General features: G+C 74.5%; 14 protein-coding genes. 4 read left to right on the top strand and 10 right to left on the bottom strand.

Translation table 11 applies throughout. The annotated features are described in order from the left end of the window. Window positions 1–152: 152 nt before the first annotated feature. Window positions 153–722, bottom strand: coding sequence for a TetR/AcrR family transcriptional regulator (locus ACZ597_RS17870; RefSeq protein ID WP_471330641.1), 570 nt, complete (start codon window positions 720–722; stop codon window positions 153–155). Between the two features lie 147 nt (window positions 723–869). On the opposite strand from ACZ597_RS17870, the gene ACZ597_RS17865 reads away from it, so the two are divergent. Then, window positions 870–1,661 carry an SDR family NAD(P)-dependent oxidoreductase gene (locus tag ACZ597_RS17865; protein WP_471330638.1) on the top strand — a complete coding sequence of 264 codons (792 nt, stop codon included), beginning with the start codon at window positions 870–872 and terminating at the stop codon, window positions 1,659–1,661. Window positions 1,662–1,707: 46 nt separating this feature from the next. Here the strand turns inward: ACZ597_RS17865 and ACZ597_RS17860 are convergent, their stop codons facing one another. Beyond that, on the bottom strand, window positions 1,708–2,190 hold the full coding sequence (locus ACZ597_RS17860; protein WP_471331320.1) for a C40 family peptidase: 483 nt from the start codon (window positions 2,188–2,190) through the stop codon (window positions 1,708–1,710). A 303-nt stretch (window positions 2,191–2,493) separates the two neighbouring features. Between ACZ597_RS17860 and ACZ597_RS17855 the strand changes: the two genes are divergently transcribed. Beyond that, complete coding sequence (locus ACZ597_RS17855) at window positions 2,494–2,862, top strand: PRC-barrel domain-containing protein (protein ID WP_471330635.1); 369 nt, start codon at window positions 2,494–2,496, stop codon at window positions 2,860–2,862. Between the two features lie 102 nt (window positions 2,863–2,964). Here ACZ597_RS17855 and ACZ597_RS17850 read toward each other — a convergent pair whose 3' ends face one another. Then, on the bottom strand, window positions 2,965–3,381 hold the full coding sequence (locus ACZ597_RS17850; protein WP_471330632.1) for a YjbQ family protein: 417 nt from the start codon (window positions 3,379–3,381) through the stop codon (window positions 2,965–2,967). A 72-nt stretch (window positions 3,382–3,453) separates the two neighbouring features. Continuing rightward, window positions 3,454–4,578 (bottom strand): glycoside hydrolase family 26 protein, encoded by a 1,125-nt coding sequence (locus ACZ597_RS17845; protein ID WP_471330629.1) that lies wholly within the window; start codon window positions 4,576–4,578, stop codon window positions 3,454–3,456. Window positions 4,579–4,805: 227 nt separating this feature from the next. On the opposite strand from ACZ597_RS17845, the gene ACZ597_RS17840 reads away from it, so the two are divergent. Continuing rightward, window positions 4,806–5,324, top strand: coding sequence for a hypothetical protein (locus ACZ597_RS17840; RefSeq protein ID WP_471330626.1), 519 nt, complete (start codon window positions 4,806–4,808; stop codon window positions 5,322–5,324). On the opposite strand, the gene ACZ597_RS17835 is transcribed toward ACZ597_RS17840, so the two are convergent. The 4 genes from ACZ597_RS17835 to ACZ597_RS17820 form a co-directional block, all read right to left on the bottom strand. Then, complete coding sequence (locus tag ACZ597_RS17835) at window positions 5,290–6,429, bottom strand: DNA gyrase subunit B (protein WP_471330623.1); 1,140 nt, start codon at window positions 6,427–6,429, stop codon at window positions 5,290–5,292. The two genes, ACZ597_RS17840 and ACZ597_RS17835, sit on opposite strands and share 35 nt — an antisense overlap. Before the next feature lie 237 nt (window positions 6,430–6,666). After that, the gene (locus ACZ597_RS17830) at window positions 6,667–7,707 is read right to left on the bottom strand and encodes a vWA domain-containing protein (protein WP_471330621.1); all 1,041 of its coding nucleotides are present in this window, start codon (window positions 7,705–7,707) and stop codon (window positions 6,667–6,669) included. A 310-nt stretch (window positions 7,708–8,017) separates the two neighbouring features. Further along, window positions 8,018–8,647 (bottom strand): ankyrin repeat domain-containing protein, encoded by a 630-nt coding sequence (locus tag ACZ597_RS17825; protein WP_471330618.1) that lies wholly within the window; start codon window positions 8,645–8,647, stop codon window positions 8,018–8,020. Window positions 8,648–8,804: 157 nt separating this feature from the next. Next, window positions 8,805–8,993, bottom strand: a complete 189-nt coding sequence (locus ACZ597_RS17820) for a hypothetical protein (RefSeq protein ID WP_471330615.1) — start codon at window positions 8,991–8,993, stop codon at window positions 8,805–8,807. A gap of 773 nt (window positions 8,994–9,766) precedes the next feature. Between ACZ597_RS17820 and ACZ597_RS17815 the strand changes: the two genes are divergently transcribed. Then, window positions 9,767–10,375: a response regulator transcription factor gene (locus ACZ597_RS17815; protein WP_471330613.1), complete on the top strand. Its 609-nt coding sequence runs from the start codon at window positions 9,767–9,769 to the stop codon at window positions 10,373–10,375. A 24-nt stretch (window positions 10,376–10,399) separates the two neighbouring features. On the opposite strand, the gene ACZ597_RS17810 is transcribed toward ACZ597_RS17815, so the two are convergent. Beyond that, window positions 10,400–12,172 (bottom strand): ATP-binding cassette domain-containing protein, encoded by a 1,773-nt coding sequence (locus tag ACZ597_RS17810; protein ID WP_471330610.1) that lies wholly within the window; start codon window positions 12,170–12,172, stop codon window positions 10,400–10,402. After that, the gene (locus ACZ597_RS17805; protein WP_471330607.1) at window positions 12,169–13,956 is read right to left on the bottom strand and encodes an ABC transporter transmembrane domain-containing protein; all 1,788 of its coding nucleotides are present in this window, start codon (window positions 13,954–13,956) and stop codon (window positions 12,169–12,171) included. Before ACZ597_RS17805 ends, ACZ597_RS17810 begins: the two co-directional genes overlap by 4 nt. Window positions 13,957–13,975: the final 19 nt, after the last annotated feature.

Raw genomic sequence — 13,975 nt, 5'->3', positions numbered from 1 at the left:
GGCCGGGACAAGGACGCGGCGGCCGACCGGCCACCGCGTCCCGCCAGTCTGCGTCGGCAGCGGTACGCACCGGAGCCGTGGCCGGGAACAAGGATCCCGAATCGATCTTGGAGTGTTCCCACCACATCCGCTCCCGCCCGACCGGACGCCCTCTAGGTCCGCGCCGGGGCGAGCTGCGTGAGGACCATCAGCGCGTCGACGAGGTCCTCGGCCGGGGCGCCGGTGGCCAGGCGGCGCAGCTGCTGGCCGAAGACCAGGGCGACGGCCGCGCCCGCCAGCCGTTCGGGATCCGGCACGCCGAGGTGGCTGAGGACCCGCGTGGCCAGCAGGTCGTAGGCGGCGAAGCACTCGGCCGCGGAGGCGCGCAGCCGCTCGTCGCGGCCGGCCTGGACGTACAGCTCGAACGGCGCGATGTGCCGGCTGTCGAACGCGTTGCCGCCCGCGACCCGCGCCACCACCTCCGCCGCCCGTCCGATGTCGAAGCGCTCGTCCGCGCACGAGTCGGCGAGCTCCGTGAAGTGCCGGGTCTCCTCCGCCACGAAGTGCAGCAGGCTCTCGCGCAGCAACTCGTGCTGGGTGGCGAAGTGGTAGGTGACGGAGCCCAGGGAGACCCCTGCCTCCTTGGCGATCCGCCGGTTGGTGACGGCGGCGATCCCGTCCTGCCCGATGATCCGCAGTACGGCGTCGATGATGCTCTGTCGGGTTTCGGAAGCACGGGGCATGTCGGCATTCTGCCCCATCGGCCGTGCCGGGCCACTTCCCCTGTGGGTGAGGGGAGTTGAAAGCGCGCGGGGTGTGGACAACGCGCGGGGCGGTCCCTACTGTTCGTTCGAACGAACAGTCCGAGGGAAAGCCGTACGGGAGTCGTCGTGGAGATATCCGGATCGAACGTCCTGCTCACCGGGGCCACCGGAGGCATCGGATCCGCCCTGGCGGTGCGCCTGGCCGCCCAGGGGGCCCGCCTCACGGTCACCGGGCGCCGGGAGGGGGCCCTCAAGGACACCGCCGGTGCCTGCGGCGCCCGCACCGTGGTCGCGGACCTCGCCGTACGCCCCGACGTGGTCCGGCTCGCGGAAACCTGCGCCGGGACGGACCTCCTCGTCGCGAACGCCGCCCTGCCCGCCAGCGGCGACCTGCTGGACTACACCGAGGAGCAGCTCGACCGCGCCCTCGACGTCAACCTGCGCGCCCCGGTCCTGCTGTCCCGGCTGCTCGCGGCGCGCATGGCGGAGCGCGGCCGCGGACACATCGTGCTGGTCGGCTCCATCTCCGGGAAGGCGGCCACCAAGTCGACCTCCCTGTACAACGCGACGAAGTTCGGGCTGCGCGGCTTCGCCCTCGCCCTGCGCCAGGAACTCAGGGGCACGGGAGTGGGGGTGTCCCTCGTGCAGCCGGGCTTCGTCCGCGACGCGGGCATGTTCGCCGCGACGGGTGCCGCCCCGCCGAGCGGCATCAGGACGGTGACGCCCGGGCAGGTCGCCGACGGCGTCGTGCGGGCCGTCCGCCGCGACCGCTGCGAGGTCAACGTGGCACCGCTGGAACTGCGGCTGCTCAGTGCCGTGGCCGGACAGTTCCCCGGCTTCGCCGAGCGGATCCAGGCCCGGGCCGGCCTCGACGGCTCGGTGCGGCAGATCGTCGAGGCGCAGCGCTCGCGCCGGTGACCACTGCTGCTCACACCCCTGCTGATCCGTTTCGCCCGCTGCTCGTTCAATTGGCCCGACTGTAGCGGGCGGTGCCGGTCCAGATGCGTTCCAGCCGTACGCGGGTGCCGGGTTTGGGTGCGTGCCAGATCTTGTCGTGGCCGGCGTAGATGCCGACGTGGCCCATGGTTCCCCCTTTGGGGAAGAAGACCAGATCACCGGGGGCGCGCTGCGTGTGCGGAATGTGGAGGGTGCTCTCGTACTGGGCTTCCGCGGTGCGGGGAAGGGCCCGGCCGGCCTTCCGGAAGGCGTAGAGAGTGAGGCCCGAGCAGTCGAATTCATTGGGCCCGGTGGCGCCGTAGACGTAAGGTGCGCCCTTCTTGGAAGCGGCGATGGCGACGGCCTTTATCCCGTACTGGGAAGCGGCCTGGGCCGGGCGGGCGGGGACGAACAGGGCGGCGGCCACGGAGAGGGAGAGGAGCAGGGCGGGGAAGCTGTGCCTCTTCACGCGTTTTTTTGTTTTCGGCAATCGTGATACCTCCGCATTCATATACAGGAACAAGACCGTGATGGTGACTGTTCTCGGTGACTGCGTAATGGCTCCCGACGACCGCCCATTTTGCACGAAGTCTCCACTCATGCACGGTCGGACACGGCGTGAAATTTTTCGGGTCGGGCAAATCGGCCCGAGATGATATGCCCGGATGTCCTCCGGCCCGCAACGCGGGTGCCCGGCCGGGCGGTTCCGCCGGTATCGGGCCCCGAACGCCCCGACCGGGTGTGAGCCGGGGGATGCGGGGCAGGCGCGGTGACACGGAGAACGACTTCCGTCGAACGGAAAGGACCACTTCTGATGACCGAGAACGTGTGGGGCTACCGCGAGACGTCCGGGCGGTTGCAGGGCGTCGATCTGAGCGGATACAAGGTGGAGGCCGTCGACGGCGGCATCGGCAAGGTCGACAGGCACTCGGACGAGGCCGGCTCCGCCTACATCGTGGTCGACACCGGACCGTGGATCTTCGGGAAGGAGGTACTCCTGCCCGCCGGCACCGTCTCGCGGATCGACGTCGACGAGGAGAAGATCTACGTCGACCGGACCAAGGAACAGATCAAGCACGCACCGGAGTTCCACCGGGAGAAGCACCTCGGTGACGCCCTCTACCACGACGAACTGGCCGACTACTACCGCGCCGGCGGCGCCTTCGGCGGCCGTCCCTTCTGAACCGGCGGGATTCCCGAACGGCCCCGCGCTGCCGGGGAGATGACCGGACACCGGCCCGCGCCACCGGCGCGCGGGCCGGCCGGCCGGCCCGTGCGCGGCCGGTCAGCCGAGGAAGGACAGCCGTACGGTGCGCCGGTGGTTGTCCTTGTTGGTGTCCACCAGGACGACCGACTGCCATGTACCCAGGGCGAGTTCGCCGCCGACGACCGGCAGCGTGGCGTGCGGCGGCACGAACGCCGGGAGGACGTGGTCGCGACCGTGGCCGGGGGAGCCGTGGCGGTGGCGCCAGCGGTCGTCCGCGGGCAGCAGCTCGGCCAGGGCGCCGAGCAGGTCGTCGTCGCTGCCCGCACCCGTCTCGATGACCGCGAGCCCGGCCGTCGCGTGGGGCGTGAACACGTTGAGGAGCCCGTCGCGCCCCCGGGCCGCCTCGCGCAGGAAGCCGGCGCAGGCCGCCGTCAGATCGTGGACGGTCTCCGCGGAGCCGGTGGTGACGTCGATGGTCCGTGTCGTGAATGTCATCCCGCCATCCTCGGGCAGACGTCCTGCGACACGGCGGACGCGTGGGCGCGCCGGGGACGGCCGCGGGAGCGGTCAGCGGCCGGAGTCGCCCCAGAGGGCAATCGGTCCCACCGCCTCGCGACCGCCGCGGCCGCTGGCCCCTTCACCGCTCCCGACGGCTTCGCCCGGGTGACCGCCCGGGCGTGGCGGCCCGCCCGCCGGCCGCCCGCCCCGGCCGGACGACAGGAACTCCCGGAACACCTGCGCGGAACGCGGGTTCTGCCCGCACTGCCACACGCCGTGCGGGCAGTAGTCGGTGATGCTGTGGTAGAGCGGCTTGTGGTCGGCGATCCAGGCCAGCATGTCCCGCATGTACTCGGCGTTGTCGCCGTTGCGGAACAGCCCCCATTCGGGGTACGAGATCCGCTTGCCGTGCGCCCGCGCGAAGTCGACGTGCTGTTGGAGGCCGTACGGCTGGGTGACCTGCTCCTCGAAGCTCTCCCCGGGCGGCTGGTCGTAGGAGTCCATCCCGACGATGTCGACCACGTCGTCCCCCGGATAGCACTTCGTCCAGCCGATCGCGTCCCTCCCGCGGTTGGGGGCGAAGTCGAAGCGGAACCGCTGCCCCTGAACCGAGCGCATGGAGGACACGATGTTCCGCCAGTACCGCTTCCAGCTCTCCGGGTCGGGCTTGCACCGGTGGGTGTAGTTGAACCCGTTCATCTCCCAGCCGAGCACGATCACCGTGTCCGGCAGTCCCAGGGAGACCAGGCGTCCGGCCAGCCGCCGGAAGTGGTGGTCGTACTCGCCTTCCGCACCGGCGCGCAGCAGCTCGGCGACCCGGTCATCGGGGACGTCGGCCTCGTTCTGGTTCAGCATGGGCACGTTGAGCACGAACAGCCGGTCGGGCCGCTCCTTGCGCCACCGGGCCCAGCTGTGCAGGGAATCGGGTGCTCCCTCGATGTTCGCCCACGTGTCGCCGGGCAGGTAGGTGTGGCCGGCGCGCAGGTCGGTCCCGCCCAGCCAGTGCGAGAGCCCCCGCATGCGGTCGACGCCGGGCGAGCCGTAGTGGAGGTAGGCGCCCACCGCGACCCCCTTCCCGGAGCCGCTCCCGAAGCCCCCGTGCGGTGCGGGGGCCGGGGCGCCCCCGGTGGCGAGCAGTACGGCGGCGGCCGTACTGGCGCAGGCGCCGGCCATCCAGCGGCCTCTACGGGACATGGCGTCTCCACAAGGTCTGCGAAAGGTCTGCGAGAACAGGTCTCCGAACGATGTGCCTTGCCAGCGACGTTAGGCACCTCACCCCGACAACGGCCTGTCCGGTGTCCCGATCCTGGACCATTCGCGGTAGCGGACCGCCGCGGCTTGGCCCGACCGGGTGACGGCCGGAGGCCCCGCGGCCGGACCCCGGCGGCTCGGTCCGCGCCCGGTGCCGGTCCCGCCAGGCCGTGGAGCGGCAGGGCGGTGAGGGCGTCGGGGATCTCCTCGTCGGTGGCCGGCGGGCCGCCCTCCCCGGCGGCGGCGACGGCGTGGCCGAGCATCGAGACCATCGCCCCCATGGCCGCGGCGACGACCGCCGGGTCGCCGGGCAGCCGGTGGCCGCGCCCGGCCAGCCACTCCAGGTGGACGCCGTCGCCACCGAGCAGGCGCGCTCACCGGCCGCGGAGCCCTCGGTGGCGGCGGCCCTCGCGGCGTACGACACCGCCCGGTCCTCGCGCGTCGCCAAGACGGCCAGGGCCGCCCGGGACAACCGGGACGCCAAGACGGCGGGCCCGGTCGCGAGGCGGATGCGCGACCTGGCCATGCCGCTGGGGATCCGCCTCTTCTGCGAGAGGGCCACGGCCTGGCTCGACACCCACGACTGCGGTGAACTGCCGGCCGTTCCCCGTCTTCCGCGGCCGGCGGGGGACGGGGAAGACGGTCTGCACCCGGTCAGGCCGGGCGGGAACCCCGGAGCGCACGGCTGACGACCGACGCGGCCGGCCGCGGGTCCCGTGCGAACCAGGCGCCCAGCTCTCCCCGTACGGCCTCCGCGACGCAGCCGCGCACCACGGCATTGCCGAGCGCACCGCGCGTGGCGCCCTCGAACTCGGGGCGGTCGAGCTTCACCGAGACCACCGCCGTCAGGCCCTCGCAGACGAGGTCGGCGCCGAAGTCGGCCTCCGCCGCCGACAGCAGCCCGCGGTCCCGCGCGAAGGCGCTGACCGCGGCCGCCACCCCGTCGCGGAGGCCGACGACGTGCGTGCCGCCGTGCGGGGTGGGCGAGCTGTTGGCGAAGCCCAGGACCCGCTCCTCGGGGGAGTCGTTCCACCTCAGGGCCACCTCCAGCGTCCCGGCCATCCGCGGGACCTCCAGCTCGAAGCCGCGGACGCCGGTGCCTGCGGAGACCCCGGCCCGGTCGTCGAGGAAGGCGACGAACTCCCGCGCCCCGAGAGGGAACCGGAAGCGCTCGGACCGGGACCCGCCCTGGGGGCGCCGGTCGAGCAGCGCGATGTCGAGGCCGCGGTTCAGGAAGGCCAACTCCCTGAAGCGGCCGGCCAGCTTGTCGAAGTCGTACTCGGCCGTGCCGAAGATCTCGGAGTCGGGCCGGAAGGAGATGACGGTCCCCGTGTCCACGGCGGGCCCCGCCGGCGAGGGCGGGGCGAGTGCGGCACCGCGCTCGTACTCCTGGAGCCAGCGGACACCGTCCCGGCGTACCTCCACCGTCAGGCGGCTCGACAGCGCGCCGGCGACGCACGGGCCGATCCCCCAGGGCCCGAGGAGCACCGAGTCCCGACCGCCGGGCCGCGGCCCCGGTACGCCGGTCATCAGCGCCTCGACCCCTTCGACGGGCACCCCAGGACCGTCATCGGCGACCCGTACGAACCCCTCGGGCGTGAGGCTGACGTGGACGGAGCCGGCGCGGCCGGCCAGCACCTCCTCCACCGCCCGGCCGGCGATCTCGAAGAGCATCTGGTGCAGGCCGCGTTCGTCACACGAGCCGACGTACATCCCGGGCCGCAGCCGGATGGCCGCCGCTCCCTCCAGCACCTGGATGCGGGAGGCGTCGTACTCGATGCGGTCCTTGCTCATGAAGTCCCCCTTCGACGGTGTCCAGCAGACCCCCACAGCCTAGGTGCGATCTCACAAAACACCAGGTCAGAGTCATTTCCCTGAAGCGCTGGACGGCCGGTTGGCGCCCCGCGCGGGCGCGGCCGGCGAACCGGTCGCACACCCGTGCGGCGGGTGCCCCGGACCCCCGCCGAAGGCGCCCAGGACCCCTTCCCAGTCGGTCCCCGGGTCCCCGATTCCGGTCCGGCGGCGGTGACTTCAGACCATGAGCAGCAGACGCGTCTGCGGTACCAGCTTCCGGTTGACGCTGGTGCTCTGCACGAAGATCGTGAAGTCGTCGTTGTGGTCGGGCTTGACGCGGACCTCCGCGTCGGGCAGGCCGAGCAGGGCGCGGGCCTCCGGCCCCGTGTAGACCCGGTCCGTCTTCTTCTCCAGCACCGCGATCTGCTTTCGGGCCTGGACCTTTTCCGACTTGCTCAGCTGGTAGAAAGCGCAGCCCGTGCGGTAGGTGTGCCCGCTCTCGACGACCCATTCCCGTATCGCGGCGTCGCGGGCCACGGGAATGAGCTGGTACTTCGAGACGTCCACGGGGGTGAGTCCGGCCGCCTCGATGGCCTTCTTGTTGACGGCCTCGCCGCCCGTGGAGAAAACGGCCCGCGAACCGCGGATTCCCTTGGTGCGGCCCACCATGAATTTCTCGGTGGCCTCCTGGATGACCTGTCCGGCGTCTTCCAGCCCCCGGGTGCTGGTGGCGTCCCAGATGGCGATGTTGTCCTTCGGGAAGCCGCACTGCATGGCCTCGCGCTTGCCCATCTGGTCCGGCACCAGGACGGCCAGCGTCCAGTTGTCGTCCTGGGTCTCGATCATCGTGCCCACGGCCTTCACCAGGTCACTCGGGGTGCGGCCGGGGGCACCCGGGCACCGGTGGCTCGCGTTCTCCTGACCGTCGGTCAGCACGAACGTCAGGAAGCTGTGGTCGCCGTAGAGCTGGGCGGTCTGCGCCAGCTCCCGCTGCGACTGCAGCGTGGCCGCCAGCAGCGCCGTCATCCCGCCGACCCGGTACAGCTGCTTCAGGGACGGCATTCGCAGCACGTCCTTGTCGTAGATGACGCATTCGACCTTGTTCGAGAACACGTACACCGTGACGCGGGTTTCCTGGTCCAGTTCCTTCGAACGGCGGGCCAGATATGCGATCTGCTGGTCGGCGACGTCGACGACCTTCTGGCTCAGGTGCGACATGGACGAACTCGCGTCCAGTACGAGGGCAACGTGATTGATGTAATTCTGGATTCCGGACATGGCCGCTCCCCCTGTTTCCGACTTGATGCTCCGATCCTCGCACCCGCCACTGACAATCGGCCCGGGTCCGGTACGCCAGCGGATGAAGCCCGCGGCCGCGGGTGCGCCGTGACGGTGTCGGCGCCGAAGTCGGCGACGAGCAGGGTCCCTTCGGGGGTGGGGCGGCCGGCGGGCAGCGGGGTCCCGCTCGGGGCCGGCGGGGCTGCGGCACGGCCCGCCCCGCCCTCGGCCCCGGCCGTCGTGCAGCCGCCCAGCAGCGCGAGGACGGCCGGTACGGCCACGAGCAGCACCCGGGTACGGGCCCGGCGGCTCACCGCGCGCTCCGGCCGTCGCCGCCCGGCCGGTCCTGCGCCGCGCGCAGGAGCCGGGCCAGGCCGTCGAAGCCGCGCCGCACCGCGTGCTCGTACGCGGTCACCCCCTTGGAGTCGGCGAGCCACGGGTCCGCCCCGGCGGCCAGCAGCAGCCGCACGACCTCCTCGTGGCGGAAGTCGCCGTCGCCGAGGATCACCGCCTCCAGCAGGGCGGTCCAGCCGAGCCGGTTGACGTGGTCGACGCGGATGTCCGTCTCCGCCAGCACGGCCCGTACGTATCCGACGTGCCCGCGCTCGGCGGCCGGGATGAGGGAGATCCCGCCGAACCGGTTCCGCTGCGTCAGATCGGGCCCGGCCGGGAGCAGGACCCGCATCATGCGGACGCTGCCGGTGACCCCGGTGACCAGCCAGGGGCTGTCCGCACGGGAGTCGGGGGCGTTCGGGTCGGCGCCGGCGGCCACCAGGACCTCGGCCACGCCCACGTGGTCGCCGAGCACCGCGAGCAGCAGCGGTGTGCGGAGGTCCTCGTCGCGGATCTCCGGAGAGGCGCCGGCGGCGAGCGCGGCGCGCACCGCGTCGGTGTCACCGGCCTTGGCGGCGTCGAGCATCAGTCGGTCGTGCGGGTTCATGCCTCCATCGTGGCCCGGCCCGCCCGGGCGGGCGGTCCGCCCGCCGTCCCTGCCGTGCCGCCCGCCCGGCCGACCCTCCCGTCATCCGATCGGCTGATCCGCCCCGGCCCGGCATCCGCTACGGACACCCGGCGGCGGCGACCACCGGGTGGGGGCCTCAGCCGGTGCAGCCCGGCACCGCGCCGGACGGGGCGCAGCTGTTGGGCTGGTGGTGCCGGACCACGTCACCGCTCAGGGTGAGCGGGCCCGACGCCTTGAAGATGCCGCCGCTGTCCCCCGCCCGGTTGTGGTGGGTGATCCGCATCACCCCGTTGTTGGAGATGCCGCCGCCGCAGGAGACGCCCACGGCTTCGGGAAAGGCGGGGCGCCCTCAGTTTGTACGTGCACCCGCGAGCGAGCTGGAGCGTGTCCGGTCCCCGTGCGGCGTTCGCGGCGTTGATCGCCTCGACGGGATCCGGGACCGAGCAGCGGACCTGCACGGTGGCGGCGTGCGCGGCCTCGGCCTGGACAGCCACCAGCGCTCCCGCGACAAGGCCGAGGACGGCCGGGACACGCCGACGGAACATCGGGGTTCCTCTTTCTGCGGCTGCGGGGACGGCCGGCCGCCGGGGACCGTGGCGGGCCGAGCCCAGCCGACCACGCCCACGGGAGGACGGCTCCCCGGCGTGATCCGTACGGGCGGCCGGACAGCCCGTACGGATCACGAGGTCGTGCGAACGGCCCGGGAACCCCGCCGTGCTGACCCCCGGTCAGCGGAACCGGGGTGCCGGTTCTCGCGGAGGAAGGCCTCCGGCGTGTGCGGGGCACGTCGGCGGAGGAGGCCGCGGTCCCGGAGGGGGCGCACGGCCGTGCGCCGCGCCGGCTGCCGGCGGCCTGGGCGGACCAGGAGCCGGAAAGCACCCGGAATCAGCCCTACCGCTTCAGCCCGCCGCCGCGTGCGCCCCGGCGCCGCGGCCGCGCCCGCGGAGCGTGACGCCGGTGCGGCCGGCCGCCAGGCCGCTCGCCCGGGCGCCGGGCTTCGGCCACGTGCGCCCCCGCGCCGCGGACGCGGACGTTCCGACCCGGTGGTTGCTGGGCACCCGCTTGGTGCCCGTTGATCAGCACCCGAGGAGAGCCCCGATGACCAAGGTCCTCGTCCTGCACAGCGTCAGCCTCGTGAGGTCGGCGCTCGCCGCCCTGCTGAGATCCGAGGGCGGTTTCGACGTCACGTGCGCCGGCTGGCGGTCCGCGGCGCGCGAGGCGGAGTCCTTACGACCGGACGTGACCGTCGTCGACCTCGACTGTCCGGGCGCTTCGGCCACCCTGGAGGCCCGGGCGGGGGCCTCCCGCCCGCTCGACGAGCCGCCCGCCCCGCTGCTGGTGCTCGCCACGTCGGGGGCGCCGGGCTCCCTCCAGCGCGGAGTCCGCGCCGCGGCGCGCGGCTACGTGGACAAGGACGGATCGACCGGCCGGCTCGTCCGGGCCATCCGCAAGGTCGCCGCCGGAGAGCGGTTCGTCGACCCCTCCCTCGCCTCGGCCCTGCTGGAGGCCGACCCCATGCCGCTCAGCCCGCGCGAACTGACCGTGCTGGCCCGGGCCGCGGAGGGCGACTCCATCGCGGAGATCGCGCACGCCCTGCACCTCGCCAGCGGCACCGTGCGCAACTACATGGCCGCCGCCACCCGCAAGACCGGCGCCCGCAACCGGATAGACGCCATCCGGATCTCCCGGCGGGCCGGCTGGGTCTGAGACCCCCCGTTCACCCCCGCCCGTTCACACCCGCGCGTTCCAGAGCCCCACCAGCTCCCGGTACAGCGCCGACCTGGCAGGGAGGTCCGCGTGCGTGCCGCAGACCGCACGGCTCCCGTCGAGTACGAGGACCCGGTCGGCCCGGGCCGCGGAGGAGATGCGGTGGGCCACGACGACCAGCGTGCCCGGGCGGTCGGCGAGCGCCCGCTCGGCACGCTCCTCGGCCGGCGGATCGAGGTGGCAGGTGGCCTCGTCGAGCAGGAGCAGCGGAGCGGGCGACAGGTAGGCGGCCACGAGGGCCAGAAGCTGCCGTTCGCCCTGTGAGAGCGCGGCGGGGTCCAACGGCGCGTCAGGCCCGCCCAGCCGTTCCACGAGGCCGTCCGCCCCGATGGCCGCCACGGCCGCGTCCAGCCGTGTCCCGGGCACCGGCCCGGGGCACAGGTGCGTCAGGTTCTCGCGGACGGAGCCCGTGAACACGTACGCCTGCTGCGGCAGCAGGGTCCGCCGGGGATCGGGACCCCGAGCGGGCGCGTGCCGGGCGGGCGCGCCGGCCAGCAGCACGCTGCCCCGGCCCGGCGGGAGCAGCCCGGCGAGCAGCGCGGTGAGCGTGGACTTGCCGATGCCGCTCGGCCCGACGACGGCGAGGTGCTCCCCCTCGCGCAGGGCCAGGTCGAGACCGTCGATCACCGGCGGGGAGTGGGCCCCGTACGCGAACCGCACCCGGCGCAGCTCGGCGGCGAGATCCCCGCCATCGCCCCCGCCACCGCCCGGCGCGGACACCGGCTCCGGTGCCGGTGCCGGATCCCCCATCCCGGTGTCCGGTGCCCGCCCCGGGCGCGGGAGGCAGAAGCGGTCCAGGACCACCACCAGCCTGGTGCCCGCGGAGCCCAGGGCGCCCATGAACGCGTCGAGTGCCGGCAGCAGGGACTGGACCAGGTACGTGAGCGCGGCGGCCAGGGCCCCCGCGCTCAGCCCCCGCCCGAGCAGCCAGGGCGCCCCCAGCAGCAGGGCGACGACCGGGAGCCGGCCCGCGACGCCGAGCGCCACGGTGCGCAGTGCGGCCCACCGGGCCAGCAGGCGGGTCAGCCGCTCCTGCTCGGCGATCAGCAGCCGCAGGCCGGCCCCCGCCTCGGCGCCGCCTCCGCAGGCGACCACGTCGCGCAGGCCCGCCGCCAGCTCGCCGGTCCGCGCGGCCAGGGCCTCGTCGGTGTCGAGCGCCCGCCGCTGCACCCGTGCCATCGGACGCAGCGTGAGCAGGAATCCGGCCGTTCCCAGGAGCAGCGGCGGCAGGACGAGCAGGAGCAGCACCGGCGCCAGCGCCGCCATCCCGGCCAGCGCCCCCGCCGCCGTGAAGACGAAGGACCGGGCGACGAGCACCAGTCCGGCGAAGGAGTCCCGGGCCGTCTCTGTCTGCTGGGTCAGCCGGGAGACGCCCCCGTCGTGCGCGGCCCGCGCGGGGTCGGCGACCGCGCGCTCCAGGGCCTGGCGCACGGCCCGGCGCACCAGGCCGTCGCGCATCGGTTCGACGAGGTCGGAGAGCCCGCCGAAGACCCCCCGCAGGGCCAGCCCGCCGAGGAGGGCGCCGGCCCCGGCCACGGCCAGCCAGGCGAGGCCGGTGCCGGTCCGGGCGGCGAGGAAGCCGTCGTCCAGGGCGCGGGCCACCGCGTACCCGCCGAGGAAGGTGTGGGCGGACTCCAGCAGGGACCACAGGGCGAGGCGGCGCAGGATCCGGGTGCGGCCGCGCAGGAAGCGGCGTCCCTCGCCGCCGACCCGCCGCCAGGTGCCGTGCCCGCTCACCGGTCCGCCCCGGGGCCGTCGGCGCCGGGGTCCGTGCCCGCCCCGAACAGGGAGCGGTAGGCGGGGTCCCGCCACAGCCCGGCGTGCGTCCCCGTGGCCCGGACCCGGCCCTCGTCCAGCCATACGACGAGGTCGGCGCGGGCGGCCGTGGAAGCGCGGTGGGTCACCACGAGGCGGGTCCCGGCCCGCACCCGGTGGGCCAGGGCGTGTTCCACCTCGCGGGCGGTGACGGTGTCCAGGCCGGAAGTGGCGTCGTCCATGACGAGCACCCGCCCCGCACCGCAGAAGGCCCTTGCCAGGCCCAGGCGTTGGAGCTCACCTCCGGACATCGGGGCGTCGGCGAGGGGTGTGCCGTAGCCCTCGGGCAGGCGGAGTACGAACGGTTCGGCTCCGGCGGCCCGCGCGGCGGCCCCAACGGCGTCGGCCCCGGGCTCCGGCCGGGCTCCGAAGGCGATGGCCGCGCCCACGGTCGCCCCGAACAGGGCGGGCCGCTCGAAGGCGTGGCCGACCTCGCGGCGCAGCGCCCCGGCGGTGAGCTCCTCCAGCGGGGTGCCGTCGAGCAGTACGCGTCCGCCGTCGCAGGGGGTGAGCCGTCCGGCGGCGGCGGCCAGCAGGCTCTTGCCGGACCCCGAGCGGCCCACGACGGCGGTGGTGGTGCCGCCCGGCAGACGCAGGTCGACGCCGCTCAGCACGGTCCTGCCCGCCCGTACGAGGCGGACCCCGCGCAGCTCCAGCGTGCCGGGGCCGCCGGCGGCGTGCTCCAGGTCCCCCTGGGGGAGTTCGGCCAGGCCGAGGAGGGCGGCCGTGCGGCGGGCGGCGGCGCGGCCGCGCACCACCGCCGCGAGCCGGCCCGTGACGGCTCCGGCGCCGGCGGCGAGTCCCGCGTAGCGGACGGCGGCGAGCAGGCCGCCGACGCCGAGCGCCCCGGCCGCGAGGCGCATGCCTCCCACGCCGAGGACCACGTAGAGCAGGAGCGGCATCAGGGCGCCGGTGCGGGCGGCGGTGCCGCCGTAGATCCGCCACATCCGCCGTCCCTCGCGGCCCAGTTCGGGCAGCGGGGCGAGGATCCGCGCCGCCTCCCGGTCGGCGGTGCCGGCCGCCGCGATGGTGCGGGCGCCGGCCAGGGCCTCGGCGAGGCGGCCGGCCATGGCGAGCTGCACCTGCTGGTAGCGGCCCACGCTGGCTCCCGACGCGCGCGCGAAGGTCCTCAGCAGCAGCGCGAGGACGGGCACCCCGGCCAGGAAGGCGAGGCCGGTCCAGACGTCGACGAGGAACAGCGCGACGAGTCCCCCGACCGGCGGCAGCAGGGCCGTGACGGCCGTCGCGACGGCCGCGGGAACGGTTCCGGCGCCCGCGGCGTGCGCCGTGAGCCGGGCCGAGACCTCACCGGGGGAGTGCCGCGCGGCGTGGTGCGGCGCGGTACGCAGCAGCGCGGCGAGGCCGCGCCGGCGCAGCCAGGCGGTGGAGCGGGCGTCGACGCTGCCGGTGAGCCGTGCGGTCGCGGCGTCCAGCAGGACTTCGGCGGCGATCACCGCCGCGCAGCACAGGGCCCACAGGGTGCCCGAGGGGTCGCGGCGCAGGAGCAGGTCGAGGGCGTGGCCGAGGACCGCCGGTTCGGCGAGTGCCGCGCACGCGGCGGCCAGCGAGCAGCCGGCCACGGCGGCGGTGCGGCCGGCGCTGTGCCGGGCGGCCGCCTTCAGTGCCCGGTCGGCGGCACCGGTGGCAGCCGTCTCGCCGGGGGCGTCGAAGGCCGCCGCCTCGCCGGGGGGTTCGGGCGGGGTCATCGGCGGCGGCTCCTCGTGT

The organism is Streptomyces sp. NPDC040718 (genome assembly GCF_055593565.1).
Note: the sequence above shows the minus strand (reverse complement) of the source record. Positions and strands in the feature narration are given on the sequence as shown.

Coding starts and splice junctions, on each gene's coding strand:
- ACZ597_RS17870 (WP_471330641.1), bottom strand. CDS start 722: ATGCCCCGTGCTTCCGAAACCCGACAGAGCATCATCGACGCCGTACTG.
- ACZ597_RS17860 (WP_471331320.1), bottom strand. CDS start 2,190: ATGAATGCGGAGGTATCACGATTGCCGAAAACAAAAAAACGCGTGAAG.
- ACZ597_RS17855 (WP_471330635.1), top strand. CDS start 2,494: ATGACCGAGAACGTGTGGGGCTACCGCGAGACGTCCGGGCGGTTGCAG.
- ACZ597_RS17850 (WP_471330632.1), bottom strand. CDS start 3,381: ATGACATTCACGACACGGACCATCGACGTCACCACCGGCTCCGCGGAG.
- ACZ597_RS17845 (WP_471330629.1), bottom strand. CDS start 4,578: ATGTCCCGTAGAGGCCGCTGGATGGCCGGCGCCTGCGCCAGTACGGCC.
- ACZ597_RS17835 (WP_471330623.1), bottom strand. CDS start 6,429: ATGAGCAAGGACCGCATCGAGTACGACGCCTCCCGCATCCAGGTGCTG.
- ACZ597_RS17830 (WP_471330621.1), bottom strand. CDS start 7,707: ATGTCCGGAATCCAGAATTACATCAATCACGTTGCCCTCGTACTGGAC.
- ACZ597_RS17825 (WP_471330618.1), bottom strand. CDS start 8,647: ATGAACCCGCACGACCGACTGATGCTCGACGCCGCCAAGGCCGGTGAC.
- ACZ597_RS17815 (WP_471330613.1), top strand. CDS start 9,767: ATGACCAAGGTCCTCGTCCTGCACAGCGTCAGCCTCGTGAGGTCGGCG.
- ACZ597_RS17805 (WP_471330607.1), bottom strand. CDS start 13,956: ATGACCCCGCCCGAACCCCCCGGCGAGGCGGCGGCCTTCGACGCCCCC.